This is a genomic window from Schauerella aestuarii, assembly GCF_009866805.1.
In the GTDB taxonomy this organism is placed as follows: Bacteria; Pseudomonadota; Gammaproteobacteria; order Burkholderiales; family Burkholderiaceae_B; genus Schauerella; species Schauerella aestuarii.
In genome coordinates, this window is sequence record NZ_SIZW01000041.1 from 99,739 (window position 1) to 125,340 (window position 25,602).

General features: G+C 62.6%; 25 protein-coding genes. 10 read left to right on the forward strand and 15 right to left on the reverse strand.

The window, feature by feature from the left end:
* Window positions 1–11 precede the first annotated feature (11 nt).
* Together EYW45_RS11395 and EYW45_RS11400 are read right to left on the reverse strand one after the other, a co-directional pair.
* The gene (locus tag EYW45_RS11395) at window positions 12–1,112 is read right to left on the reverse strand and encodes a Bug family tripartite tricarboxylate transporter substrate binding protein (RefSeq protein WP_161135533.1); all 1,101 of its coding nucleotides are present in this window, start codon (window positions 1,110–1,112) and stop codon (window positions 12–14) included.
* Window positions 1,113–1,247: 135 nt separating this feature from the next.
* A complete protein-coding gene (locus EYW45_RS11400) occupies window positions 1,248–2,336 on the reverse strand; it encodes a tartrate dehydrogenase (protein ID WP_161135534.1) in 1,089 nt (362 codons plus the stop codon).
* A 112-nt stretch (window positions 2,337–2,448) separates the two neighbouring features.
* Between EYW45_RS11400 and EYW45_RS11405 the strand changes: the two genes are divergently transcribed.
* On the forward strand, window positions 2,449–3,411 hold the full coding sequence (locus EYW45_RS11405) for a LysR substrate-binding domain-containing protein (RefSeq protein WP_161135535.1): 963 nt from the start codon (window positions 2,449–2,451) through the stop codon (window positions 3,409–3,411).
* On the opposite strand, the gene EYW45_RS11410 is transcribed toward EYW45_RS11405, so the two are convergent.
* Window positions 3,403–4,200, reverse strand: a complete 798-nt coding sequence (locus tag EYW45_RS11410) for an IclR family transcriptional regulator (protein WP_161135536.1) — start codon at window positions 4,198–4,200, stop codon at window positions 3,403–3,405. The genes EYW45_RS11405 and EYW45_RS11410 overlap by 9 nt on opposite strands.
* 96 nt (window positions 4,201–4,296) lie before the next feature.
* Here EYW45_RS11410 and EYW45_RS11415 point away from each other — a divergent pair, with 96 nt between their 5' ends.
* The 3 genes from EYW45_RS11415 to EYW45_RS11425 all read left to right on the forward strand — a co-directional run bounded on the left by EYW45_RS11415 (window position 4,297) and on the right by EYW45_RS11425 (window position 8,293).
* Complete coding sequence (locus tag EYW45_RS11415; protein WP_161135537.1) at window positions 4,297–5,094, forward strand: enoyl-CoA hydratase/isomerase family protein; 798 nt, start codon at window positions 4,297–4,299, stop codon at window positions 5,092–5,094.
* Window positions 5,091–7,202, forward strand: a complete 2,112-nt coding sequence (locus tag EYW45_RS11420) for an acetate--CoA ligase family protein (protein WP_161135538.1) — start codon at window positions 5,091–5,093, stop codon at window positions 7,200–7,202. The genes EYW45_RS11415 and EYW45_RS11420 overlap by 4 nt, the downstream gene beginning before the upstream one ends.
* A gap of 95 nt (window positions 7,203–7,297) precedes the next feature.
* Window positions 7,298–8,293 carry a tripartite tricarboxylate transporter substrate binding protein gene (locus tag EYW45_RS11425; RefSeq protein WP_161135539.1) on the forward strand — a complete coding sequence of 332 codons (996 nt, stop codon included), beginning with the start codon at window positions 7,298–7,300 and terminating at the stop codon, window positions 8,291–8,293.
* An 11-nt stretch (window positions 8,294–8,304) separates the two neighbouring features.
* Here EYW45_RS11425 and EYW45_RS11430 read toward each other — a convergent pair whose 3' ends face one another.
* Window positions 8,305–8,922 (reverse strand): TetR/AcrR family transcriptional regulator, encoded by a 618-nt coding sequence (locus tag EYW45_RS11430; protein ID WP_161135540.1) that lies wholly within the window; start codon window positions 8,920–8,922, stop codon window positions 8,305–8,307.
* Window positions 8,923–9,041: 119 nt separating this feature from the next.
* Here EYW45_RS11430 and EYW45_RS11435 point away from each other — a divergent pair, with 119 nt between their 5' ends.
* Together EYW45_RS11435 and EYW45_RS11440 are read left to right on the forward strand one after the other, a co-directional pair.
* Window positions 9,042–9,698 carry a DUF3313 domain-containing protein gene (locus EYW45_RS11435; protein ID WP_161136211.1) on the forward strand — a complete coding sequence of 219 codons (657 nt, stop codon included), beginning with the start codon at window positions 9,042–9,044 and terminating at the stop codon, window positions 9,696–9,698.
* 12 nt (window positions 9,699–9,710) lie between these two features.
* The gene (locus EYW45_RS11440) at window positions 9,711–11,273 is read left to right on the forward strand and encodes a PqiB family protein (RefSeq protein ID WP_161135541.1); all 1,563 of its coding nucleotides are present in this window, start codon (window positions 9,711–9,713) and stop codon (window positions 11,271–11,273) included.
* On the opposite strand, the gene paoC is transcribed toward EYW45_RS11440, so the two are convergent.
* The 6 genes from paoC to EYW45_RS11470 form a co-directional block, all read right to left on the reverse strand.
* Window positions 11,245–13,455 carry an aldehyde oxidoreductase molybdenum-binding subunit PaoC gene (paoC, locus tag EYW45_RS11445; RefSeq protein WP_161135542.1) on the reverse strand — a complete coding sequence of 737 codons (2,211 nt, stop codon included), beginning with the start codon at window positions 13,453–13,455 and terminating at the stop codon, window positions 11,245–11,247. The two genes, EYW45_RS11440 and paoC, sit on opposite strands and share 29 nt — an antisense overlap.
* 3 nt (window positions 13,456–13,458) lie before the next feature.
* Entirely contained in the window at window positions 13,459–14,409 is a 951-nt protein-coding gene (locus tag EYW45_RS11450; RefSeq protein WP_161135543.1) for an FAD binding domain-containing protein, read from the reverse strand.
* Entirely contained in the window at window positions 14,406–15,056 is a 651-nt protein-coding gene (gene paoA, locus EYW45_RS11455) for an aldehyde dehydrogenase iron-sulfur subunit PaoA (protein WP_161135544.1), read from the reverse strand. Before paoA ends, EYW45_RS11450 begins: the two co-directional genes overlap by 4 nt.
* A gap of 237 nt (window positions 15,057–15,293) precedes the next feature.
* The gene (locus EYW45_RS11460) at window positions 15,294–16,286 is read right to left on the reverse strand and encodes an aldo/keto reductase (RefSeq protein WP_161135545.1); all 993 of its coding nucleotides are present in this window, start codon (window positions 16,284–16,286) and stop codon (window positions 15,294–15,296) included.
* Window positions 16,287–16,425: 139 nt separating this feature from the next.
* Window positions 16,426–16,656, reverse strand: coding sequence for an AlpA family phage regulatory protein (locus EYW45_RS25030; RefSeq protein WP_407924915.1), 231 nt, complete (start codon window positions 16,654–16,656; stop codon window positions 16,426–16,428).
* Window positions 16,653–17,060 (reverse strand): (R)-mandelonitrile lyase, encoded by a 408-nt coding sequence (locus EYW45_RS11470; RefSeq protein WP_161135547.1) that lies wholly within the window; start codon window positions 17,058–17,060, stop codon window positions 16,653–16,655. The genes EYW45_RS25030 and EYW45_RS11470 overlap by 4 nt, the downstream gene beginning before the upstream one ends.
* A 288-nt stretch (window positions 17,061–17,348) precedes the next feature.
* On the opposite strand from EYW45_RS11470, the gene EYW45_RS11475 reads away from it, so the two are divergent.
* Complete coding sequence (locus tag EYW45_RS11475; protein ID WP_161135548.1) at window positions 17,349–18,260, forward strand: LysR family transcriptional regulator; 912 nt, start codon at window positions 17,349–17,351, stop codon at window positions 18,258–18,260.
* Here EYW45_RS11475 and EYW45_RS11480 read toward each other — a convergent pair.
* The 3 genes from EYW45_RS11480 to EYW45_RS11490 are packed head-to-tail and all read right to left on the reverse strand — an operon-like array spanning window position 18,230 to window position 19,820.
* Window positions 18,230–18,862 (reverse strand): FMN-dependent NADH-azoreductase, encoded by a 633-nt coding sequence (locus EYW45_RS11480; protein ID WP_161135549.1) that lies wholly within the window; start codon window positions 18,860–18,862, stop codon window positions 18,230–18,232. The two genes, EYW45_RS11475 and EYW45_RS11480, sit on opposite strands and share 31 nt — an antisense overlap.
* Complete coding sequence (locus tag EYW45_RS11485; RefSeq protein ID WP_161135550.1) at window positions 18,859–19,374, reverse strand: GNAT family N-acetyltransferase; 516 nt, start codon at window positions 19,372–19,374, stop codon at window positions 18,859–18,861. Before EYW45_RS11485 ends, EYW45_RS11480 begins: the two co-directional genes overlap by 4 nt.
* Window positions 19,375–19,382: 8 nt before the next feature.
* Window positions 19,383–19,820, reverse strand: a complete 438-nt coding sequence (locus EYW45_RS11490) for a carboxymuconolactone decarboxylase family protein (protein WP_161135551.1) — start codon at window positions 19,818–19,820, stop codon at window positions 19,383–19,385.
* Window positions 19,821–19,931: 111 nt separating this feature from the next.
* Between EYW45_RS11490 and pdxR the strand changes: the two genes are divergently transcribed.
* Window positions 19,932–21,395, forward strand: a complete 1,464-nt coding sequence (gene pdxR / locus EYW45_RS11495) for a MocR-like pyridoxine biosynthesis transcription factor PdxR (protein WP_161135552.1) — start codon at window positions 19,932–19,934, stop codon at window positions 21,393–21,395.
* A 157-nt stretch (window positions 21,396–21,552) separates the two neighbouring features.
* Window positions 21,553–22,116, forward strand: a complete 564-nt coding sequence (locus EYW45_RS11500; protein ID WP_161135553.1) for a class I SAM-dependent methyltransferase — start codon at window positions 21,553–21,555, stop codon at window positions 22,114–22,116.
* A 54-nt stretch (window positions 22,117–22,170) separates the two neighbouring features.
* On the opposite strand, the gene EYW45_RS11505 is transcribed toward EYW45_RS11500, so the two are convergent.
* Together EYW45_RS11505 and EYW45_RS11510 are read right to left on the reverse strand one after the other, a co-directional pair.
* Window positions 22,171–23,400, reverse strand: coding sequence for an extracellular catalytic domain type 1 short-chain-length polyhydroxyalkanoate depolymerase (locus EYW45_RS11505; RefSeq protein ID WP_161135554.1), 1,230 nt, complete (start codon window positions 23,398–23,400; stop codon window positions 22,171–22,173).
* A 28-nt stretch (window positions 23,401–23,428) separates the two neighbouring features.
* Window positions 23,429–23,851, reverse strand: coding sequence for a CopG family transcriptional regulator (locus EYW45_RS11510; RefSeq protein ID WP_161135555.1), 423 nt, complete (start codon window positions 23,849–23,851; stop codon window positions 23,429–23,431).
* Window positions 23,852–23,881: 30 nt separating this feature from the next.
* Here EYW45_RS11510 and EYW45_RS11515 point away from each other — a divergent pair, with 30 nt between their 5' ends.
* Window positions 23,882–25,591, forward strand: coding sequence for a glucosyltransferase domain-containing protein (locus EYW45_RS11515; RefSeq protein WP_161135556.1), 1,710 nt, complete (start codon window positions 23,882–23,884; stop codon window positions 25,589–25,591).
* Window positions 25,592–25,602 lie beyond the last annotated feature (11 nt).

Genomic DNA, 25,602 nt, shown 5'->3' on the forward strand with positions numbered 1-25,602 from the left:
CGCGCCTGCATTCAGTTCACGGCCACATTGTTGTCTCGCACAAGCTTGGCGAAGCGGCTGGTGTCATCGGCGATTTGCTTGGCCATCTGCGCCCGCGTGTCGCCGATCGGTTCGGCGCCGATCGCCGCCATCTTGCTGCGAAAGTCCGGCGACTGAATTACCGCCACCATTTCCTTATTCAATCGATCGAGGATCGCTGGGGGCGTGCCCGCCGGTGCCAGCACGCCAAACCAGGTACCCAGATCGAAGCCCGGCATGCCGCTTTCCGCCAAGGTGGGCACATCGGGCAAGGCCGATGAGCGCTTGGCGGTGGTAACGGCCAAGGCCCGCAGTTTGCCGGCGGTAATCTGCGGCAGCACAGGGGTCACGGTGTCGAACGACATCGAGATCTGACCGCCCACCAGATCGGTGGTCAACGGGCCGCTGCCCTTGTACGGCACATGCATGATGTCCACGCCGGCGAGACTCGAAAACTGGGTGCCGATCAGATGCTGCGCGGTGCCTGCGCCATTGGATCCGTAGGACATCTTTCCCGGCGACTGTTTGGCCAACGCAATCAGCTCGGCCACATTCTTGGCGGGCGTATTGGCGTTGACGACCAGCACATTGGGCACCAACGCAATGGTGGTGAGCGGCTCAAAGCTTTTCTGAAAATCGTAGGGCAGGCCTTTGTAGACACTGGTCGCGATGGTGTGATGCACGGCGCCGATCAGCAGCGTGTAGCCATCGGGCTCGGCGCGCGCCACATAGGTGGCACCGATCGTAGCCCCTGCGCCGCCGCGGCTCTCGACGATGACCGGTTGCCCGATACGTTGCGACAAGCTTTCAGCCAACGCGCGCGCGAGCACATCCGTGGTGCCGCCTGCTGCAAAGGGGACGACGAGACTCACAGGCTTCGTTGGCCAATCGGCCGCGAGTGCGGCGTTGCTCCAACACAGCGCCACAGCAGCGAGTGCCCCGCCGAACGTGGTGAGCAGGGTGCGCCGGGTGCGATCCTTTAGATCCTTGCGAACAGCTGGAACCGTGCGGTCTGTTCGATCCGCGCAGTCTGTGAGATTGCTAGCCGCCGTGCGAACGGCCGATAGGGGATTGAGCGAACGGTAAGCGTGCATGAGTGTCTCCTCGGCATTGTTTTAGATATTCAACACTGCACGCTCGCCATTCTGTGTGGCGTAGCGTGCAGGTGATGTGAGGCGGCGAAAGCGTGCCGTGAGACCGCGCCTCGACACCGTCATGCTGTTATTCCGCTACGCCGCTTTGCGTTGCCCCGACTGCGCCAGGTGCTCGCATACCGCGCGCGTCACGTCGGCCGTTTTGGCCGTGCCGCCCAGATCGCCCGTGTGCAACGCTGGGTTGCGCGTTACATGCTCGACGGCCGCCATCACCCGTTGTGCCGCGGCATGTTCACCCAAATGTTCGAGCAGCATGACTACCGACCAGAACGTGCCGACGGGATTCGCCAAGCCCCGGCCCATGATGTCGAATGCCGAGCCGTGAATGGGTTCGAACATCGACGGATAGCGCCGCTCCGGATCGATGTTGCCGGTGGGCGCAATGCCCAGGCTGCCGGCCAGCGCAGCGGCCAGATCGCTCAGGATGTCGGCATGCAGGTTGGTGGCCACGATCGTGTCCAACGTGGCGGGGCGATTGACCATGCGCGCGGTGGCGGCATCGACCAGTTCCTTGTCCCAAGTGACGTCGGGAAACTCCTTGGCGATCTGTACGGCGATCTCATCCCACATCACCATGGCGTGGCGCTGCGCATTGCTCTTGGTCACCACGGTCAGCAGTTTGCGCGGCCGCGATTGCGCCAGTTTGAAGGCGTAACGCATGATGCGTTCGACGCCGGCCCGGGTCATCATCGACACATCGGTCGCCGCTTCGATCGGGTGCCCCTGATGCACGCGGCCGCCCACGCCCGCATATTCGCCTTCGGAGTTTTCGCGCACGATCACCCAATCGAGATCGTTGGGGCCGCAGCGTTTGAGCGGGCCGTCGATGCCCGGCAGGATGCGGGTCGGGCGCACGTTGGCGTATTGATCGAAGCCTTGGCAGATTTTGAGCCGCAGGCCCCAAAGCGTGATGTGATCGGGAATATCGGGGTCGCCTGCCGAGCCGAACAGGATGGCGTCCTTGTCGCGCAAGGCGTCCAACCCATCGGCCGGCATCATCTCGCCGTGCTTGCGATACCAGTCGCCGCCCCAGTCGAAGTTCTCGAATGCGAACGTGAAGCTGCCATCCGTTTGCGCCAATGCGCTCAATACTTCCTGGCCCGCAGGAATCACTTCCTTGCCGATGCCGTCGCCGGGGATGGTTGCGATGCGATAGGTCTTCATGAGGCGCTCGTCCTTGGAGTCGATGGATGCAAGCAATATAGGACGTGGACGGCGCGCGATACGACGACTAAAGTGAAGGCATCGTTAACTTGAGTTCAATAATGAGATCGAGATGAAAGCTTCGCTTTTGCCTGCCGACCTGTCGTTCTTTTCGGTGTTGGCTTCTCATTCCAGCTTGAGCGCGGCCAGTCGCGATCTGGGCGTGACCACAGCTGCCGTGAGCAAGCACCTTACACAGCTTGAACGGCGCCTGGGCGTATCGCTGGTCAGCCGCACCACCCGCCGCATGAGTCTCACGCCGGAAGGCATGATTCTGGTCGAGAATGCGCGCCGCATTCTGCTCGATATCGAAGCGCTGGACCATCGGCTAACGGCCGCGCAGGACGTGCCCAAGGGGTTGCTCCGCGTCAACGCCACGCTGGGCTTTGGCCGCTCGTACATCTCGCCCTTGATCTCGCGATTCGTGCGCGACCATCCCACCGTGGATGTGCAGCTGCAATTGTCCGCAAGCCCGCCGTCACTCGCGGATGATGTATTCGATGTGTGCATCCGCTTTGGCGAGCCGCCCGATGCCCGCGTGATTGCGCGCCACATTGCGCCCAATCGCCGGCTGTTATGCGCTGCCCCGCGCTATCTGGCCGAGCACGGCGCACCCGTCGAGGCGCAGGATCTGAGGGACCACAACTGCATCGGCATTCGCCAGGGGAGCGATGCCTACAACCTGTGGCGGCTCACGCGGCGCCACGGCGGGCGCGAACGCAGCGAGTCGATCAAGACCCGCGGCAACCTCACCACCAATGATGGCGAGATCGCCGTGAAATGGGCGCTGGATGGGCACGGCATCGTGATGCGCGCCGAGTGGGACGTGAAGGCGCATCTGGATGCTGGACGTTTGGTGGAAGTGCTGCCGGATTACGCGACGCCGGGCGCGGATATCTATGCCGTCTACCCGCAGCAGTACAAGCATTCGGCGCGGGTGCATGTGTTCGTCGATTTCGTGGCCGAGCATTTGCGGCAGACCAATCAGCGCCCGGGGCGCCGGGCGGTGACCAAGGTCAAGACGCGCTCAGCGTGATCGCGCAAGCGCCTCCAGGATACGCGCCTTCAACGTCATCAACGCCTCGGCCACGGTGGTGTCGAAGAGCGGAGCGATGTCTTCGCCGATTGCACTCATGTTGAGTACACACGGTGCGTAGCCTGGCGCGATCAGGGGCGTCGACATCGCCGTGACCTGCGGCTGCCACGACACGCTGCAATAGTCGCGCGCACGAACGTCGGCGATCGATTGGTTGATGGCGCGCGCCAGCGCCACCCAGCCGCTTCGCCGGTGCGCCTTGAACGCGGCAAAGTGCCGATCGCTTTCGGCGGCATCGCAAATGGCCAAATAGGCGCGTCCCAACGACGTCAGTTCCATCGGCACCCGTTGCCCGGCGACCACCGTTCGCAAGGAGGGCCGGCGGTTATAGCGGAACGACTCCAGGTACACCATCTCGTCGCGATCGGGTGCCGCCAGCCCTACATTCAGGCGCAGCTTCTCGGAGGCCGTGCGCATCAACGGCGCCGCGCAAGACAGCAGCGGCGACGCCCCGCGCATCGCGTGGGCCAGGCTCAGCACGGGCGGCGCAAGACGGTAGGCGCGGGCCTGCCGGTCGTGTTCGAGCAACCCAGTGGTTACCAGCGTTTGCGTCAATCGACTGACGGTCGCCAGCGGCAAGCCCGTGCGCTCGGCGAGCTCGCCATTTCCCAGTAAATCGTTGCCGGGCCTGAATGCGCGGAGGATCTCGACGCCCCGCTCAAGTGAGCGATTCTGCGGCGCACTGTCAAACCGGTGTGCTGTGACGTCTGTTGAGCGAGGTGAGGACATGGACGAATCCAATTCCACTACATGGAAATAGGGTCTGTGCGCTCGAAAGCTTAGCGCATAAGCTGGTCTGATCAAAAAACAAACGATGGAGACGACATGACGGATTACCGCTGGGTGGAATTGTCTGTGGCGAACAGCGTGGCGACGCTGCGTTTGAATCGCCCCGAGAAGCGCAATGCCTTCACCGACGGTATGCGCAGCGAATTCGTGGCGGCGCTGGGCGTGGTGGCGGCGGACAAGGGCATCAAGGCGCTGGTGCTGACCGGCAATGGCAAGGGCTTTTGCGCGGGCGGTGACATCGCCGGCATGCAGGCCCGGATGGAGGCACCTGCCGGCGAGGTCGCCTTCAATGGCTGGACACGGCAGCAGGGCGTGCACCGCGCGGTGACGGCGCTGCACAACATGCCCAAGCCGACGATCGCGGCTGTGAATGGCGCAGCTGCAGGGTTGGGCGCCGATACTGCGCTGTGCTGCGACTTTGTGCTGGCAGCCGACGACGCAAGCTTTACGTGGAGCTACATCGCGCGAGGTTTGATCCCCGATGGTGGCGGCATGTATTTTCTGCCGCGCCGCGTCGGCCTGCCGCGCGCCAAGGATCTGATTTTCTCGGGGCGCCGGGTGCTCGCGCCGGAAGCACTGGCGCTCGGTATCGCCGATCGCATGTGCCCGGCCGACGAATTGCTCGCGCAGGCCCAGGCCTGGGCAGAAACGATGGCCGGGCACTCCGCCACGGCGCTCGCGTTGAGCAAGTCGATCCTCGATCAAACGTTCGAGCTACCCGCCCATCAGGTATTCGCGTTGGGCAGCCAGGCGCAAGGCATTTGCTACACGAGCGCCGAACATCGTGCGTCGGTACTGGCCTTTCTGGACAAAATGGCTGAGGCCAAGCGATGAGCGCCGCAGACGCGATTGCATGCCTCTTCAAACCGCGCAGCGTGGCCGTCATCGGTGCGTCGGCCGATCCCAGGAAAACGGCGGGGCGCCCGATCGAGTTTCTGCTCAAGCATGGGTATGACGGCGCGATCTATCCCGTCAATCCTCGTGCCGAAACCATCGCCGGCTTGACGTGCTATCCCAGCATCGACGCGTTGCCCGAAACCCCTGAAGTGGCGATCGTGTTGCTCAACGCGGATCGCGCCATCGAGGCGGTGGCGGCCTTGTCGCGTCGCGGCACCACGGCGGCCATCGTGCTCGCCAGCGGATATTCGGAAACCGGCGCGGTGGGCATCAAGCGCCAAGCCGATTTGCGTGCGGCCGCAGGCGCGATGCGGATACTGGGGCCGAATACGATCGGGCTTGTGAACCTGACGGATGGCATCACCTTGTCGGCCAGCGGCGCGCTCGACATGGCGACATTTCCGAAAGGTCATGTGGCGCTGGTCTCGCAAAGCGGCGGCATCCTCGGCGCACTGTTGTCGCGGGCGAGTGCGCGCGGCATTGGCTTGTCCAAACTCATCTCCACCAGCAACGAAGTCGATCTCGATCTGGCCGACTTCGTGGATGTGCTGGCCGATGATCCTGCCACGACTGCGATTGCGCTCTACATCGAGAGCATCCGCGATCCCGCGACGTTTCTTGCCGCCGCACGCAAGGCGGCGCGGGCCGGCAAGCCGATCGTGGCGTTCAAGATCGGGAGATCCGAGTCGGGCGCCCAGGCAGCGGCATCCCACACCGGTGCCATGGCCGGCGCCGATCGCATGTATGACGCGCTGTTCGAAGAGGCCGGTGTGATCCGCGCCGCCACGTTCGCCGATCTGCTCGAGCTGCCTGCGGCGTTGGCCTGCACGGGGAGAGTCGCCGGCAACCGCGTCGCGATCCTGACCTCCACAGGGGGGGCCGGCACGCTGGTGGCGGACAGCCTGGGCGTGGATGGTTTCGATATGCCCAAACCCGACGCATCCACGGCGGCGAGGCTGGTCGCGTTACAGGACGGCGATCATGCGGCACTGGATCGCAACCCGATTGACGTGACGTTGGCTGGCTTGCAACCCGATCTGCTGCGCACGGCGATCGGCGCGCTGCTCGAAAGCGACTCGTATGACGCGCTGGTGGTGATCGTGGGGTCGTCCGGTGTGGGCCGGCCGGAGCTGATGGCCGATGCCCTGCAGGCCACTGCCAATCCGCACGGCAAGCCTGTACTGGCGTACGTCAGTCCGCATGCCCCGCGAGCGGTCGAGGTGCTCAGCGCGCGTGGCGTGGCGACCTTCGTGGCGCCTGAGAGTTTGAGTGCGGCGCTGCGCGCGCTGTTGCACTGGTCGCAACGCGCTACTCGTGCAACGCCGTCGACGGTCGTCGCGCCGCCCCGCGCGCCGGTCGCACTTGCGCCTGACCTGCCGGTCGGATCGCTGGACGAGGCGCAGGCCAAGCATCTGTTTGCACAGTTCGGTGTGCCGGTCGTGCGCGAAACGATTGTCGATGCTGCGGGCGCACGCGCAGCGGCGCACGCATTGGGATCGCCCGTCGTGGTCAAGATGCTGTCGTCGTCCGTCACGCACAAAAGCGACGTGGGCGGGGTGGCCGTGAACGTGTCCGCGCAGGATGTCGCGGCATGCGTCGAGCGGATGATCGCAACCGTGCAGGCCCATACCGGCGAGCGCCCGGAGCGTTTTCTGATTCAGGAAATGGTGCCGGGCGGGGTGGAGGTCATCCTCGGCTTTCGCCGCGATGCGCTGGGCGGTGCCGTGCTGCTGGGCATGGGCGGCGTCATGGCGGAGCTGATGCAGGACACCACGTTGCGTCTGTTGCCGGCGGACGGCGGCGGCTTATCGACGCAGGCCGCGCACGACATGATCCGCCGGCTGAAGATGTTTCCGCTGCTCGATGGTTATCGCGGCCGCGCGCTTGCCGACGTGGCGGCACTGGCGCAGGCCATCGTGGACTTCTCGTGGATGGCGGCGCAGCTCGGCCCGCGGTTATTGGAGGCTGAGATCAATCCGCTTTTCGTTCTGCCGCTAGGGCAGGGCGTGCGCGCGGCCGATGGTGTGGCGGTGCTTACCGCATAAAGGCAACGTCGCGCGCTGCGGAACCGCTGAAAAAGATAGAGCAACCTCAAAAATGATCGTCCGCTTAGGGACGACGAAATCGGTAGGAGACAACCATGCATTTACGCCATTCGTCGCGGCTTCGCGCCGTTTTTACCCACGCTGCGGTAGCGCTGGCATGCGCTGCGGGCGCGATGTCCGCCGCACACGCCGCGTTTCCTGAGCGTCCTTTGAAGTTGGTGGTGCCGTTCCCGCCTGGCGGGGGCACCGACCTGATCGCTCGCCAGATGGCGGACGGATTGAGCAAGGACCTGGGGCAGACCGTGGTGGTCGAGAATCGCCCCGGCGGCGGCACGATCATCGGCAGCGACAACGTGGCCAAGAGCGACCCTGACGGCTACACATTGCTCATGGCCACGTTCGCGCATGCCGTCAATCCATCCATTCACAAGTCACTGCCCTATGCGACCAACGATGCCTTCGTGCCGGTCGGCATGATTGGCCAGTCGCCCAATGTGCTTGTGGTGTCGCCGAAATCGCCGTTCAATAGCGTGCAGGACATGGTGGCATACGCCAAGAAAAATCCCGGCAAGCTCACCTTCGGCTCGTACGGCAACGGAACGTCGGCGCATCTGGCCGGTGAGATGTTCAAGAGCATGGCGGGCGTGGATATCCTGCATGTGCCCTATCGCGGCGCGGGGCCGGCGATCAACGACCTGATCGGCGGGCAGATCGACATGATCTTTTCCACTGCGGCCAGTGTGAGCGGGCACATCAAGCAAGGCAATATGAAAGCGTTGGCGGTGACCACGCAACAGCGCGCACCCGCCTTTCCGAATGTGCCCACCGTGGCCGAATCCGGTGTGCCCGGATATTTCGTCGACAGCTGGTACGGCATTTTCGTCGCGAAGGGTACCCCTGCGCCGATTCGCGATCGTCTGAATGTTGCCATGCAGGCTGCGGTCAAACGTCCGGCGTTTCAGAAGAACGTCGAATCGGAAGGCCTCGTGATTTCTGCAGGATCTCCCGAAGCGCTAGGCAAGTATGTGGCGACCGAAGAAACCCGGTGGCGCAAGATCGTGCAGGACGCCGGCATTACCGACGCGCCTTGAGGCATGCGCGTTCAGCCTGCTCGCGCACCACACAGGAACATCTTCACGGCGCGTTCCGCCATTGCGTGAATCTCGGCGACCGTTACCGGCTCGGGATGACGTTGATAAAGCCGGATTTCGACTTCGGCAGTGGTCAGATTTGTGAATTGGCGCGCTCGAATGTAGGGGTCGAAGGGCGCGAGTTCGCCGCGCTGCATGGCATCCGAGAGCGCTTCAGCCAGGGCGGCAATACATTCGCTGGGTCCTGAACGGTGAAACAACTCGCCCACGTCCGAGCGGCCCGCTTCGGCCATCACCATGCGATAGACGTCGATCGCACGCGCATCGTCCGTCACCACCTGCAGCAGGCATTCGGCAAACTTCATCAGCAGCTTACCGATCGGTGCGTCGTGCGCGGCTTCGGTGGCGATTACGCGGATCGCAGCTGAGAGATGGTCGGTGGCGAACGATCTCACTACGGCGATGAAGAGCTCCTCCTTGGACGCAAAGTACCCGTAAAGCGTGGCTTTCGAGCCGCCGCAACGGCGCGCCAGTTCGTTCATCGAGGCGCGCTCATAGCCCGTTTCCAGAAACAACGCGGCAGCTTCCTCGATAATGGCCGCGCGTCGCGCTTCGCTTCTCACCCGCATCCCATCTCTCCATAAGTGAACAACCTGGTTCATTTTACTTGCACCCGACAAGCGCTGACTTTAATATAACCGTACCGTACGGTACGCTTATAGCAGATCAACTTTGCTCGGGGACTTCGATGAACATACGCACCTTCCTTCTGGTCATGACGACCTACATGCTGCTGGCACTAACCGGGTGCGCGATTACGCCGCCGGCGTCATATGCCGATCTCGGCTCGTCTTCGAAGCTCCAGCCTAATCCCGATGACGCGACCCGAATGCCTTACATCTACAGTCCGCAAATTGATTGGCGCGCCTATACCGCAGCGATTGTTGAACCCGTCGCTATTTATGGCGGCGCAGATCACCAGTTCGGTGATCTGCCCACAGCCGACAAAGAGGCGCTTGCCGACTACATGCGAAAAACCTTCAGCAACACATTGGCTGGACGCTTCAGCATCGTCGACCGCGCAGCGGCGAAGACGCTGCGAATCAAACTCACCTTGACAGGGGCAGAGACGAACACGGCCGTCGTGTCCACCTTCACGCGTTTCGATCTCGTCGGTATGCCGTACAACATCGTTCAGTCCGCGCGCGGCAAGGAAGGCATGTTCATGGGCTCAGTGAGCTACTCGATCGAAATCTATGATGCCGTCACGCAGGAACTGCTCAAGGCGTACGTGACGCGCCAGTATCCGAACGCGATGAATGTGGGGGCGACTTTCGGTTCGCTAGGCGCCGCCAAGACCGGCATTGAACGTGGCGCCGACGATCTGCTGGCGCAGCTCGAATAGCAGGCGGCGCCGATGCGCCGACCTTCAGCTGTGTGGCTCGTGGCGGTGCTTGCCGCATTGGCAACGGCGATGTTCTTGGCTTGGAGCGCTTTCTCGTTTGGTGCCAAGGTGGTGGTGACGTTCGACGACGCGACCGGTCTGGTCGCGGGTAAAACGACCGTTCGGTATCGTGGCGTGGTCATCGGCCAGGTCTCCGCGATTGCGCTCAGCGAAAGCCGAACCGACGTGCGCGTGGACATCGCACCGAGCAGCCACGCTCGCGATCTTGCCCGAAGCGACACCCGTTTCTGGGTGGTCAAGCCGCATATCCGGCCCGGCGAGGTATCGGGGCTGGAAGCGATGATGACGGGCGCTTATATCGCCGTGGATTTTGGCCGCTCGACGACGTCAAGCCAGCGCAGCGTGGGACTGGCGTCGCCGCCCGCCGTCGTCAACGATGCCGCGGGTACGTTCTATACGCTGAGAAGCGCGTATGCCGGTACCGCTGCCACCGGTTCCCCGATCATGTATCGCGGCGTGCGCGTGGGGCGGGTCGTGGCCAGTACGCTTGACGCCGATGGCCGGCATGTGGCGATCGGTATATTCATCGACGCGCCGCACGATCGATACGTCACCGCCGACACGCGCTTTTGGCGACTGAACGGGGTGTCGGTATCCATTGGAAGCGAGGGATTGAAGGTGGATACCGACGCGCTCGCTACCTTGATGACCGGTGGGCTTGCATTCGATACGCCTCGCCGCGAGATCGCCGCCGCCGCACCGGCCAAGACGCAGTTCGCGTTGGCCGAGAATGCCGAGTCGGCGATGGCCCTCGTCGATGGACCAGCTTACTACCTGGAACTGCGCTTCGATCAGACGTTACGTGGATTGGCGGTCGATGCACCTGTCGATTTCAATGGGGTGAGCATCGGCAAGGTGACATCCATCGCGACGGACTTCGAGGCGTCGCGTTTTCATTTTTCGTCGATCGTGGGCATCACCGTATATCCACATCGCATGGGTCGTGTTTTCGAGCGACTGCCGCAGCCCGATGGCGACCAACGCGCCATGGAGCGATTTCTTGAAGAGATGGTGCGCCACGGCTTGCGGGCGCGAGCGCGGCCGTCGAATGCACTGTTTGGACCGCTGTACATCTCGCTCGAGTTCAAGCCCGACGCGCCGGCCGTGGCGTTTGACGCCACGGCGCGACCGCTGATACTGCCCACCTATAACGGCAGCATGGATCAGATGCAGGACCAGGCTGTAAAGATCATGAACAAGATCGCGGCGCTGCCATTGGATGAGGTCGGAGAACAACTGGCGAAGACGCTCGGTGGCGTAAAGCAAGTGCTGTACCAGCTCGACACGAAAGTGTTGCCCGCGTCGACCGCCGAATTGCAGTCAGGCAAAGAGGCGCTCGCCGCGATTGCGCGGATGTTCAACGATGACGCACCGGCGATGCGCCGGCTCGAGGCCGGTCTGGGTGAGGTGCAGCGCATGGCCCGCGCGCTGCGTTGGCTGATGGAGTCGCTCGAACGCAATCCGGAATCCCTGCTGTGGGGCAGTGCTACGCCATCTCCGGCAAATGGGCGATGAGCTTGTCGAGCGTGATCGGGTAGTGGCGCACACGAATGCCGGTGGCGTTGTACACCGCATTCGCCACCGCCGCGCCAACCCCGCAAATACCCAATTCGCCCACGCCCTTGGCCTTCATAGGCGAAGACATCGGATCCGTTTCGTCCAGAAAAATGACGTCCTGATGGGGGATGTCGGCGTGTACCGGTACTTCGTATCCCGCCAGATCGTGATTGACGAAAAAGCCGAGGCGCTTGTCCACGGCCAACTCTTCCATCAGAGCGGCTCCCGCGCCCATCGTCATGCCGCCGATCACCTGGCTGCGGGCCGACTTCGGATTCAGAATGCGACCGGCCGCACACACGGCGAGCATGCGTCGGATTCGCGTCTCACCGGTAGCGATATCGACGCCGACTTCGACGAAGTGCGCGGCAAAGGTGGCTTGCTGATGCGTCTTGGCAAGGTCGCCGAATTCGATCAGGTCTTCGGCCACGATCTCGCCATCGGCAGCGGCCTGTGCGAGCGGTACGCTGCGTTCGGCCGAATGGATCCGTCCGTCTGCAAACCGGGCATTTGCCGGATCGAAGCCGATCCGCGCTGCAATCGCATCGCGTAGCTTGGTGCAGGCGGCATACACGCCTGCAGTCGAACAGTTCGCGCCCCATTGGCCCCCCGATCCTGCCGACACCGGGAAGGTCGAGTCGCCGAGACGCACGGTCACGCGATCCAATGGCACGCCCATCATTTCGGCGGCAGTTTGCGCAATGATGGTGTAGCTGCCGGTGCCGATATCGGTCATGTCAGTCTCAACGGTAATCTTGCCCGTCTGGTCGAGCCGCACGCGTGCACCGGATCTCATCAACGCATTCTTGCGTAGCGCCGCTGCCACGCCGGTGCCGACGAGCCAGCGGCCGTCACGCAACTGGCCGGGCGTGGCGCTGCGCTTGTCCCAACCGAAGCGTTCGGCGCCTACGCGATAGCACTCAGCGAGCTGACGTTGAGAAAAAGGACGCGCCGGATTCTCGGGATCGACGTCAGTCTCATTCATCACCCGAAACGCAATCGGATCCAGCTTGAGCGCTTCAGCCATTTCGTCCATCGCGATCTCGATGGCCATCGATCCCGGGGTTTCGCCGGGTGCCCGCATGGCATTGGCCTCAGGCAGGTCGACCACGGCAAGCCGCGTCGCCGTCATGCGGTTGGCGCCAGCGTAGAGCAGACGTGTTTGCGCCACGCCGGATTCCGGCTTGCCTTCTGCCAGGTCGCCAGACCAGCTTTCGTGTGCAATGGCGGTGATTTTTCCTGCTGTGGTCATGCCGATGCGAATCCGTTGGATGGTGGCAGCGCGATGGATGGAGTTGTTGAACGTGAACGGTCGAGTCAATGCAAGCTTGACCGGGCGCTTGGCCGCCCGTGCACCCAACGCTGCGAGCAGTGCATCGGCGCGCAGGAAGAGTTTGCCGCCAAAGCCGCCGCCGATGTAGGGCGAAATGATGCGCACGTTTTCTTTCGGGATATCGAGCGTGAGCGCCAGGTCGGTCGCGGTCCAGTCGACCATTTGGGTCGACGTCCAGAGCGTCAGGTGCGCGCCGTCCCATTTCGCTGTCGAGGCGAACGGCTCCATCATGGCGTGGGCCTGGTCCGGCGTGGTGTACATCGCGTCCAACTGCACTTCGGCCGCAGCGAAGGCGCCTGCGAAGTCCCCCACCGCCGTATCCGGCGGCCCGCCGCCGCCAATGGTCTTTGGCATCACCCCGGTGTCCTTTACCGCGGCCACATCGTAAACGCCACGAATGCGCTCGTAGTCGATTCGGATAAGTTGGGCGGCAGCGCGCGCCGTCTCGAAGGTGTCGGCAACGACGATGGCCGTTGCTTGGTGATAGTGCTGGATGTCGGGGCCCGCCAGCAGATTGGCGGTGTTGAACTTGCCTTTGCCCAGTTTGCCGGCATTGCGATACGTGACGACGGCGATCACGCCAGGGGCGCGCTCAGCTTCGGTCACGTCGATCGATCGGATGCGGCCCTTTGCGATAGCCGAACCCACCACATAGCCGTAAGCGGGATTGTTGACCGCCTCATGATGCTCGTAGGCGTAAGGTGCGGTGCCGGTCGTCTTGAGCGGCCCATCGATCCGATCGACGGGCTGGCCCACGATCTTCATCTGATCGATGGGGTTTTCAGTGGCGGGGCGATCGAATTTCATGGTTTAGATCCTCGCGTCGAGCAGCACCGCGCTCAGCGTCCGTTGGGCCAGCAGCAGCTTGAATTCATTCTCGTGCGTCGCCCGCGCCTCGGCAAAGAGCGTGTCGGTAACGGCCTTTGCCCCCTGCGGCAGATTGCGATCCGCCACACTGCTGCGCCAGGGTTTGTGCGCCACCCCGCCGAACGCGACGCGGCCGGTACCATCGGCCTGCACGATCGCCGCAACGGAGACCAAGGCAAACGCGTAGGACGCACGGTCGCGTACCTTGCGATAAATATGTCTGCCACCGACAGGTGGCGGCAGGGTGACTGCGGTGATCAGTTCGCCGCGTTCGAGCACCGTTTCAATGTGCGGCGTATCGCCCGGCAGGCGATGGAAATCGGCAATCGGGATGACGCGTGCCGTGCCATCGGGCCGAATGGTTTCCACCTGTGCATCCAACGTGCGCATGGCCACGGCCATATCGCTGGGATGCGTGGCGATGCACGCGTCGCTTGCGCCCACCACGGCATGCTGTCGGCTGAAGCCGCCCACTGCCGCGCAGCCACTGCCTGGCACGCGTTTATTACAGGGCTGATTGGTGTCGTAGAAGTAAGGGCAACGCGTGCGCTGCAGGAGATTGCCCGAGGTGGTGGCCGCATTGCGCAGCTGGCCCGAGGCGCCAGCCAGCAACGCACGCGACAGCAAACCGTAATCGCGCTTGATTCGGGTGTCCGCGGCCAGGTCGGTGTTACGCACGAGGGCGCCGATCCGTACGCCGCCATCGGGTGTGGCGTCGATCGTGTCGAGCCCCAGCCCATTGACGTCGATCAGGTGCGCCGGCTTCTCGATCTGCAATTTCATCAGGTCGAGAAGATTGGTGCCGCCGGCAATGAACTTGGCATCCGGAATGCGCGCGGCGGTTGCAGCGGCTTCGGCAGGTGAGCGCGCACGCTCATAGGTAAATGCCTTCATGCGTTGCTCCCGGCGACTTCCGTGATGGCGTCGATGATGTTGGGATACGCAGCGCAACGGCAGAGATTGCCGCTCATGCGTTCGCGAATCTCTTCGGCCGAGAGCAGGGGTTGCGCCATGAGGTCGGCGCTCACATGACTGGGTACACCGTCATTGATCTCGCCTAATACGGCGACGGCCGAACAGATCTGGCCGGGCGTGCAGTAACCACATTGATAGCCGTCATGCTTGATGAATGCGGCCTGCATGGGATGCAGGGTGTCCGGCGTGCCGAGCCCTTCGATCGTCGTGATCTCCGCACCCTGTTGCATGACGGCAAGCGTGAGGCACGAATTGATACGCCGGCCGTTCACGATCACCGTACAGGCACCGCACTGCCCATGATCGCAGCCCTTCTTGGTACCGGTGAGGTTGAGGTGATCGCGTAGCGCATCGAGCAGGCTGGTGCGCAGATCCAGATCGAGTTCGTGAATCCGACCATTCACGTTGAGGGTGGTTGTCGATGTCAGGCGCGATCCCGCTGCACCCGGGGCGCCTGAAGCGCCTTGTGCCCCGGCAAGGGTAGGCACCGCCATGGTCGTCACGGAAGCTGCGCCAACCTTGAACAGGTCGCGCCGGGATATCTTGAATGGGGTGGGGTCTTCCATGGGGCTATTCCCTTGTGGCGTGAACGTTGCGGTGACGACTGCCAGGCGGCGCCGGTGGCGAGCATGAGGGTCGACAGGGCTTTCGAGGATGGTACGTGTGCGGTGGCGACCTGATTAGGGGGTCAATTGCGCATACGGCCATTAGCAGCATTCATGAATCTGTCAGCAACGAGATGCGTCAGTTGTGGCGCTTGCAAACGGCGCGACGGCGCATACCTCACGCGCGACGCCGCAGGCTTAGCGATCGACACGCTGCTGCAGATGCGCGGAGTAGCGATCGCCGGTGACTTCGATGGTCGATACGGTTCGTTCGATGTTTGCCAGGTCGTCCTTCGATAGTGCGACGTTCGCGGCACCAAGATTCTCTTCAAGCCGGTGAAGTTTGGTGGTGCCGGGAATCGGCACGATCCATGGTTTTTGCGCAAGCAGCCAGGCCAGCGCGATCTGAGCAGGCGTCACATCCCGATCTTGTGCGATCCGCCCGAGCAGGTCGACCAAGGCTCGATTGGCTTGACGCGCCGCGGTCGAAAAGCGCGGCACCACATTACGAAAATCCGTACTGTCGAACGCGGTATTTGCATCGATCGCGCCGGTGAGAAAGCCCTTGCCCAGTGGGCTGAACGGCACAAACCCGATGCCCAGTTCTTCCAGCGTGGGCAAGATCGTTTCTTCAGGCTCGCGCCACCACAACGAGTATTCGCTTTGCAGGGCAGTCACGGGTTGCACGGCATGCGCACGTCGAATCGTGGCCGCGCCCGCTTCGGAAAGGCCGAAGTGCTTGACCTTGCCTGCGGCGATCAAATCCTTGACCGCGCCAGCCACTTCCTCGATGGGTACATTGGGATCGACCCGATGCTGATAGAGCAGATCGATCACATCGGTATTCAAGCGCTTCAACGAGTCGTCCACTGCCTGCCTGATGTGTTCCGGACGACTGTTCATGCCGCGCTGCGCGCCGGTTTCCGGATCGAAATCGAAACCGAATTTGGTGGCGATCTTGATGTGCCGGCGAAAGGGCGCAAGCGCTTCGCCCAGCAGCGACTCGTTCGTGAAGGGGCCGTAGACTTCTGCCGTGTCGAAGAAGGTCACGCCGCGCTCGTAGGCGGCGCGGATCAGGGCGATGGCCTGATCTTTGTCTGTGGCCGGGCCGTATCCATAACTTAATCCCATGCAGCCTAAGCCAAGCGCCGAGACTTCAAGACCGGATTTGCCCAATGTGCGTGTTTGCATGATCGTTCTCCTTTAATACGTCAAAGCTGGAACGACTTCACTCTACGCAGCGTGGGCGCGGGGGACTAGACCGTTAAGTCGGCAAAGGTTTATGAGCTGCGCTCATGAAATGTCAGGACGGGAATGCCATCCGATGACGTCACGCATCTCGATCAGGCCATTCTCCGCGCATCCATCGATGCACATCGCCCTCAAGCCAACCTTGCGCCAAGGCGTCGTTGTCAATCGGGCTGGGAAAACGGTTTCCCCGCATCAGATCCTGAATGCAGTGCCGGCTCAACCCGGTCAATGCCGTGACATCGCTCCAGCCGATCGCGGCCGACGATTCGGCCATCTGGCGCAAATCATGTGTGCGCAAGTCACCGATCATTGCGGTTGCTGGCTGTATTGTTCATCGGTCACTTTTTCCAGCCATTCGACCGCTTTCCCGTCCACGGCTTCGGCAACGGCGATATGCGTCATGGCTGTATTGGCGCTTGCGCCATGCCAGTGTTTGACTGCAGGTGCGATCCAGACGATGTCGCCAGGTTTGATGGTTTGCACAGGTTTGCCCAGCTCTTGAACCAGGCCGATTCCCGAGGTGACAATCAATGTTTGACCCAGCGGGTGGGTGTGCCAGGCCGTGCGTGCACCCGGCTCGAACGTAACAGTGGCACCCCCGATGCGTGCGGGTGCTTCGCCTTGAAAAGGCGCGTCGATGCGAACCGTACCCGTGAAGTAATCGGCCGGACCTTTGGCTGAGGGATGGGTTCCTGCTGATGTGATTTTGATCATCGAGACTTCCTTGGCAGATTGAGCGCATGCGCCTGATCCAATGAGCGAGAGCAATGCTGCGATCAGGGTAAACCGCTTCATCATAGTGTTCCTCCGCATTTGCGACGCTTGCTTTAAGCCTCTCGAATCTAGCAGTTCGCCGCCGTGCTGATTAGCCGTTCAGGCGTGCATGGTCTTATGAGGTCAGTTCATGATTGGGAACCAGGCAACAGTCTGCGCGTCGAATGGCGGTGTAATGTGTTTGATTAATCGGCAGCAGTCGCATGCCACCCTGGGGCAAATTGATAAATGGCGCGAGAGAACTACAACGATCTGCTTGCCTTTGTGACGGTGGCGCGAGAGGGCAGTTTTACGCGCGCGGCCGCGCAGCTGGGCGTTTCGCAATCTGCGTTGAGTCACACCGTGCGTGGACTGGAAGCGCGGCTCGGTATCCGGTTGCTGACGCGCACCACGCGCAGCGTTTCGCCTACCGAAGCGGGCGCGCGCCTGCTGTTGACGATCGGCCCCCGATTTGAAGATATCGACGCCGAAATCGCCGCCGTGACGGAATTTCGCGATAAACCGGCGGGCACCATCCGCATCACCAGCGCCGAAAACGCCATCGATACGGTGCTCTGGCCCAAGCTCATCGACGTGCTGCCGAAGTACCCGGATTTGAACGTGGAAATCACGGTGGATTACGGCCTGTCGGACATTGTGGCGCAGCGATATGACGTTGGCGTGCGCTTGGGCGATCAGGTCGCCAAGGACATGATTGCGATGCGTATCGGCCCCGATCTGCGGATGACGGTCGTGGCTGCACCAGCCTATTTTTACGATCGCCCAGTGCCGACCACGCCGCAGGCGCTGGCCGATCATCGCTGCATCAATTTGCGGCTGCCCACGCATGGCAGCTTGCTCGTCTGGGATTTCGAAAAAGACGGCCACGTCGTCAAAGTCCGCGTCGAAGGGCAATGGGTGTTCAACAGCAGCTCGCAGATCCTTCGCGCGGCGCTCGCAGGCTGCGGGCTGGCATTCCTGCCCGAGAGCATGGTGGATGAGCATGTTGCCGAAGGCCGGCTGTGCAAGGTGTTGGAGGACTGGTGTCACGTTTTTCCCGGTTACCACCTCTACTATCCCAGCCGCCGCCAGAAGTCGGCCGCGCTCGGCGTACTCCTGGACGCATTGCGCTATCCGAGTGAGCCGGCCGTTCGCGATTGATACGGATGTTCGTGCACGTGTGCGCGGAAAGCCTGCATCGCCTCGCCGATGGCCGATGCCACCGCTTCGTCGCCAAATACCAAGCCCTGCAACGGAATGAAGTGCACATTCTCAATTCCGATCGAGGCCAGCGCATACTTCAGATAAGGCGTCAGGAAGTCGACCTGCCTGGCCCGGTCGCCAACGTGAAAGCCACCCGAGCTCACCAGGACGAACGTCGGGCGATCTTTCAATGATCCCACCTTGCCGTGTGGCGTCGCTGTGAAGCTGCGATTGATGCGGATGATGTGATCGAGCCAAAGCTTCAGTGCTGCCGGCACCGTAAAGTTGTGCATCGGCGTCACGATAAAAAGCACGTCGTGCCGCTCCAGTTCCGAGATCAGTGCTTCGGACTCGACAAACGCCGATGCATCGTGCGGTTGGTTCGAGGTGATGGCATGCGCGTAATCGGAGCCGATCGGTGTGATGGGGGTGCGCACCAGATCGCGTACCGTAAGTTCGACGCGATCCCAACCCGCATCCGCGATCATGCGATTGGCCAGGCGATAGCCATGACTGTCGCAACCGTAGGGGCCACTGTTTACGATCAAAATGCGTGTCATGCCGTGGATACTCGCGACTGAGGGTGGGCGGTAGGGTGTTCGTCGGTGGCCAGTGTTGCATCGTCATGTGGCATATCGTGTGGCGTGGCAAGCGGCTCGACGAAATGCATGCCGCGCGCGAGCAACCCCTGCCGGAAGTAGAAGCGCTGCGCCAGGGCCATGTGCAGTCCGGTATCGAGCACCAGATGATCGCAGTGCAGGTGCGTGGCCTCATTGCGCACGGCCTGCAGCAGACGGCTGCCGATGTGCGCGCGCTGCAGCGTGTGCGCAACCACCAGGTCGTCCACATACACGAAGCGGCCATAAAGCAGATTGTCTTGTTGGCGATAGCCCGCGACACCAACGATCGTCTGCTCGCGATACGCTGCAAGCAGGCGATACCCCTGCGCGCACTGATGGCGAATTCTTGCGGCAAAGCCGGCCGGATCGTCGAGATGCGGGCGCAGTTCCTTCATGACTGAAAACGCGGCGTGCAAGGCGTCGTCGTCATGCTCGATATGCATGATCTTCATGACGGCATTCACTCCGGCATCTTACGAAACGCGATGGCAAACCGGTTCCAGCTATTGATCGACGTCACCAGCAGCGTCAGTTCGACCAGTTCGGCATCGGTAAAGTGGGGACGCACCTCCTCCCAGACGCTATCGGGCACATGATTGTGCGAAACCAGCGTCAACGATTCCGTCCAGGCCAATGCCGCGCGCTCGCGGTCGCTGAAGAACGGCGTCTCGCGCCAAGCGGAGACTGTGGCCAGGCGACGCTCGTTTTCACCCGCGCGGCGGGCGTCGGTCACATGCATGTCCAGGCAAAAGGCGCAGCCGTTGATTTGCGACGCTCGCAGCCGCACCATTTCCTTGAGTAGGATATCGAGCGTTCCTTTGTCGATCTGCGCCTCAACGCCGCGCATCGCGCGGATCGCTTCTTTGTTGGCGGTGTAGAAATCGAGTCGTTGTTGCATGGCAAGCTCCAGAATGAAAGTGGACGGCGTGGGAGGAAGACGGGGGCGGGCGGCGCGTTTCCTTTGGTATGTAGTATGCGAAGATCATGGCTTCGTTAGAAGATCCAAGAAATGTCAAAACGACTAGTCCAAGATTTGCGTCTTCCGGTCGACGTCGCGCTTGATCGCTCGACGGCGCTGCCGATGTACCTGCAGATCTGCCGCCGGTTCAAGACGGCGATCGAACAGGGTCATCTCAAACCGGGCGATCGCGTGCCGAGCGCGCGGGCGCTGGCAACGGAACTCGCCGTCGCCCGCGGTACCGTCGATATGGCGTACCGGATCCTGGCCGACGAGGGATACGTGCAGGTAAGAGGCGCGGCGGGCACGGTGATCTCGCCCACGTTGCCGGCGCCTGAAGCGGGAACCGTTAGGCCGGTACCTGCGGCGGATCCGGACACGCATCCGTCGCACATCGACCATGACGGCAATATGCCGAAGCCGCTGCAGATGGGGCTGCCGGCGTTGGACGCGTTTCCGCGCAAGGTGTGGAATCGGCTGGTGGGCCACCGGCTGAGAAGCGGTGACGTCTCCCGGCTGGCCTATCCGCATCCTGCGGGTCTCGATCAATTGCGGCAGCGTATCGCGACCTATCTGGGCGTATCGCGCGGCGTGAGTTGCCTGCCCGAGCAGGTGTTCATCACGACCGGGTTGCGGGCCACGCTGGAACTGACGTTACGCAGCCTCTCCAAAGCGGGCGATGGGTTCTGGTTCGAAGACCCCGGCTACATTCTTGCGCGGCCGTTTCTGTTGAACACCGGGCTCAGGGTGGTGCCTGTGCCGGTGGATCGGCACGGCTTGCAGGTGGACGAAGGTAAGCGGCTGGCGCCGGATGCGAGGTTTGCGATGGTGACGCCTTCGCACCAGAGTCCGCTGGGCGTGACCTTGTCGCTGGAACGCCGGATGGCGCTGCTCGATTGGGCGAGCAGTGTGGGCAGCTGGATCATCGAAGATGACTACGACAGCGAGTTCCGTTATCAAGGGCGTCCATTGCCCGCGCTCAAGAGCCTGGATCGCCACGATCGTGTGATCTACAGCGGCACGTTCAGCAAAGTGATGTTTCCCGGTCTGCGGCTCGCATATGTGGTGGCGCCGCTGAGCGTGGTCGATCGCTTCGAGGCGGTGGCCTACAACCTGAATGCCGGGTGCCCGTTTCTGTTTCAGGCCGGCGTTGCCGACTTCATGGCCGAGGGCCATTTCTCGCGGCATTTGAAGAAGATGCGCGCGCTGTACGCGCAGCGGCGCGCCATCACGCAACGCGTCTTCAATCACCTGCTGGCAGACCAGTTGCGCATCGATCTGCTTGCGGGTGGCCTGCATGTGCTGGCCACGCTGCCCGATGCGGCGGACGACGCCGGGATGGCGGCGCACGTGCATGCAGCGGGCTTGGCCGCCAATCCGCTATCGCCCTGGTATATGGCCGCACGGCCAAAGAAAGGACTGCTGCTGGGATTCGCCAATCTCGTTGACGAAGACGATGCCATACGTGTGGCGCGCCGGTTACGGCATGCGTTGTCGGCGGCCGCCGATTATTGAAGATTATCGATAAGTGTGTGCTGAGTTTCTGCACTAGTCGCCGGGATGGACCACGGGTACATTTGTCGGCTGATGCATTCAGCGCGATGTCAGCCTGCTTTTGCCGTGACGTTGAGATCGTGCTGAGCCCCCCTCGACACTACTCGGAGCATGCACGATGAAGAAACGCCATGTTTGGCTGACGGCGATCACGTTGGCCACCGTCTTGGGCGCCCAAGCCCCCACGTACGCGCAAACGGTGCAGGCGCCAACCTCGCCATCGCGCACCCCCGATGTGATTTATGTGCCAACCCCGAGGCCGGTGGTCGACGCCATGCTCAAAGTGGCGAAGGTGGGTAAGGACGACGTGCTGTATGACCTGGGGTCGGGCGACGGTCGCATCCCGGTCACGGCGGCCAAGCAGTTCGGCACCCTTGGCACGGGCTTCGATCTCGATCCGAAGCGTATCGAAGAAGCCAACGCAAATGCGAAAGAGCAGGGCGTGACGGACAAGGTGAAGTTCGTTCAGGCCGATCTGTTCGAACAGGATTTGTCCAAAGCCACTGTGATCAGCCTTTACCTGCTGCCGTCGTTGAATTTGAAACTGCGGCCCAAATTGCTGGCGTTGAAACCCGGCACGCGCATTGTGTCCCATGCGTTCGACATGGGCGATTGGACGCCCGACCAGACACTCACGGTCGAGGGATCGACGGTGTATTTCTGGACGGTGCCCAAGCGCTGATCGCGCCGCTGATCGCGCCGCTTTGCTGCGCGCGTTCAGCGATTCCAGCTTGGGCTAACGCGACGCGCCTGAGCTCGCGTTCATGAAAAATCTCAGCATTTCGCGGCTGGCATCGGGGCCGGCGGCGTCGGTATAAGACCCTGCCGCATCGCCGCCCGACCATGCATGGCGCGCGCCGTGCACCACCCAGTATTCTGCGATCACCGTGCCATCCCCGGCGCGCTTCACGGTGCGGGTGGCGCCGCGGCCTCCGGCTTGCGCTGCGCCGATCTCTTCGACCTGATTGGCGGCCTTGGGATCCGCGCAGGCCGCAAAGGCACGCTCGCCATTGATGGGATGTACGGTTGAATCGGCATCGCCGTGAAAGACGATCGTGCGCACCGCGCACGTCGATGTGGCTTCACCGCCGCCACCCACCCCGTTCATGGCCATCATCGCCGAGGGCAGATCCGTGGCGGCACCCGCTGCCAGGCCCGAATGCACGCCAACTGCGGCATACAGATCCGGGTAGGCGCGGCCCATGATGGCGGCCATCGCGCCGCCGGCCGACAGGCCCGCCACGAATACGCGCTTGGGATCGATCGGAAGCGTTGCCATCACCTCGCGCGTTGCGCCCGCAATCATTGCCGGTTCGCCGCGATCGCGCGCTTGATGGTTGTGCTTGAACCAGTTCCAGCAGCGCTGCGGATTGGCCTGCTGCGATTGGGCTGGGTAGAGCACCGCAAAGCCCTGTTCCTGGGCCAGGCGATTCATCGTGGTGCCTGCGGCGAAGTCGTCAGGGTTTTGTGTGCAGCCATGCAGCATCACCAACAATGGCATCGGCGCCTGCGTGGTGCGGGCAGGGATGAAGAGCTTGTAATCCATCTGGCCGGCCGCGCCGCTATAGCGTTGCGCCTCGAACGTGGCCGATTCTGGCGCTCTGGTTTGCGGCGCAGGCGTGTCAAGGACGACCGGTGCTGCCGGCGCAGCGTTCGTCGCCTGTGCCGTGTGGATGGGGCGCGTGGGTTCATCGACATCGCGCGCGTCGACGTCGATGATGTCGGCCGCTGCAAACATCTGCGGGCGGTTGGACGCGGCCCCACTCGCGTCGGTCGGATACGCATCGGTCGTGTGTGCATACGCAGCACGGGGCTCGGCCGCGCGCGCCGCGGTGGTTCGCGCCTTGGGCGGTGCGATCGGTGCAGGCATCATCGCGCGCTGAATGGCGGCCGTGGCGGCGTGCAGATTGCCGGCACGGGTGTGGCGGGTGGCCTCGTCCATCAGGTACTGGAAGTCGCTGGGCATGAGGGGTCTCGATGGTCGGTAGGTCAAGTCAGCGGATGCGCTGCTTGAGGGCGGTCTTGACGGCCGGGCTTGCGTGAAGCGCGCCCAGTACGGTCAAGGACTCGATGGTGGCCAGTGCGAGGGCCGGGGTGACGTCGGTCGCAATCGACGCCAGGCCCAGCACGCGGATCTGGAGCGTTTCTCCGGCGGCCTTGACGGCTTCGAGATCGGCAGCGGTGTAGTGCTGGATGCCGAGCACGAGCGTTTTGCGTGCCACTGCCTGGCGCACAGCATCGTTGTGCACCGAGAGCTGGTTGCGGATCGCGGTGCGGATGAGATCGGTGCGGTTGGCATAAAAGCCTTCCTGCACCAGCAGATCGATCTGACCCAGGTCGACGCAACCGACGTTGACGGTGATTTTTTCATCGGCGGGTTTGGGCGCCGTGGCGAGGGTGTGGCTACGAGGAGGCATAATGCATCATACCATCCAAGTGGATGGTATGTGGAATTTTCTGACTATCACTACAATCTGATCCGCAGCGAACATCGGGCGGCAGGGCGCCCGGGGCCGGATGGCCACATTGCGTGTTCGCCGGGTGCACGACACACCAAGAAGCTGGGGTGCCGCGCGCGTGGCAAGAATTGCTTCTCCAACGGCCGACTCGACATCGCGATACCCATGTTTACCGACAGCACCACGCCGCGTGCCGCGACGACGCGCCTCTTCATGGCCGCCATCGCGCTCTACAGTCTGATCGTCTGGCCCATCATTCGCGCCGATCGTTTTTATATCGACGATCTGGGGCGCTCGCTTTCGGGCTACCTGGGATGGGCGCGCGACGGCAGGCCGCTCGCCAATGTGCTGATGGAGTCGCTGAGCCTCGGATATCCCATCACCGACATCGCACCCATTCCGCAGGTGCTGTGTCTGCTTCTGCTGGCCTACGTGGCGGTGATGATCGGACGGCGTTTCTCGCTCGATGGCTTATGGCGGGCGCCGTTGGTGGCCTTGCCCATCGCCGCCAATCCCTTCTATCTCGAAAACCTCTCCTACAAATTCGACTCCGTCACGATGACGGCCGCCGTCGTGTTCGCGGTGGCGGCGGCGGTCGCCATTCCCACGCGCGGATGGCGCCTGGCCCTGGGGGCCCTGGCATTGATCGCGAGCCTGTGCCTCTACCAGGCGGCGATCGATATCTTCCTGATCTTCGCGCTGGTCGAAGCAGTGTGGGGCATGAAGACGTTCGAGGCACCGGGCCGCTTGCTCAAGCGTTTGCTGGGCCGGGGCGTACAGGCGGTGTCGGCGTTGGCGATCTATCAGAAGATCGCTGCCGTCACCGTGCAGGGCGACTACGCGAGCAGCCATGCGGGCATGGTGTCGCTGGCTGAAGCGCCTGCCGCAATCCTGCTCAACCTGCAGCATTATTGGGAATTCGTGCTCGGCACGATCACCTCGATCTGGGGCACGTTGCTGCTGATCACGATCGCTTTGGGTGTGCTGGCAGCTGTGGCGATCGCGGTGCGCTACCTGCGCGCGCAATGGGCGTCGATGTCCGTGCTCATCCGAGCGGCCTGCATCGTGGCGGCGGTGTGCCTGCCGGTTGCCCTGGTCGTCGCGCCCTGGGGGCCGCTCCTGTTGCTGAAAGCGCCAGTCTTCGCGCCGCGTGTGATGTTGGGTTTCGGTGCGTTGGTGTCGGCATCGTTGCTGATGTTGCTGGGGCTGCTGATGCTGGTCGGTGCATCGCGCCGCTGGCAGATCGCGGTCTTGTCGATACCCGCCTATGGCCTGATTCTGCTGGCGGTGGCGTACGGCAATTCGTTGACGCTGCAGAAGGATTACGAAGCACGCATTGCAGAGACCTTGAGCGACGATCTGGCCGAGATGGAAGCCACAAGCGGCGTCACGCAATACACACTGCGCGGCAACGTGGGCCGACCGCCGGTGCTCGAGCACAACATCAGAAAATTCGCGCTGCTGCGCGCGCTCGTGCCGGTCCATCTCACCGAAGCGTGGGGATGGGCCGGCGTGCTGCTCAAGCACTACGGCGTCGAGCTGCCGTATGTGGTGCCGCCGTACGAGGCCGCGCTGACGGTGGACTTCTGCGCCTTGCCCCGAACCATCGTGCGACGCAACTATCAGATCGCGCAAGTGGGCGCGACGGCCGTCGTGATCTTCAGGCGTTCGGACTGCGCGCGGTTGAAGACGAAGTGACGGCAGCCCGC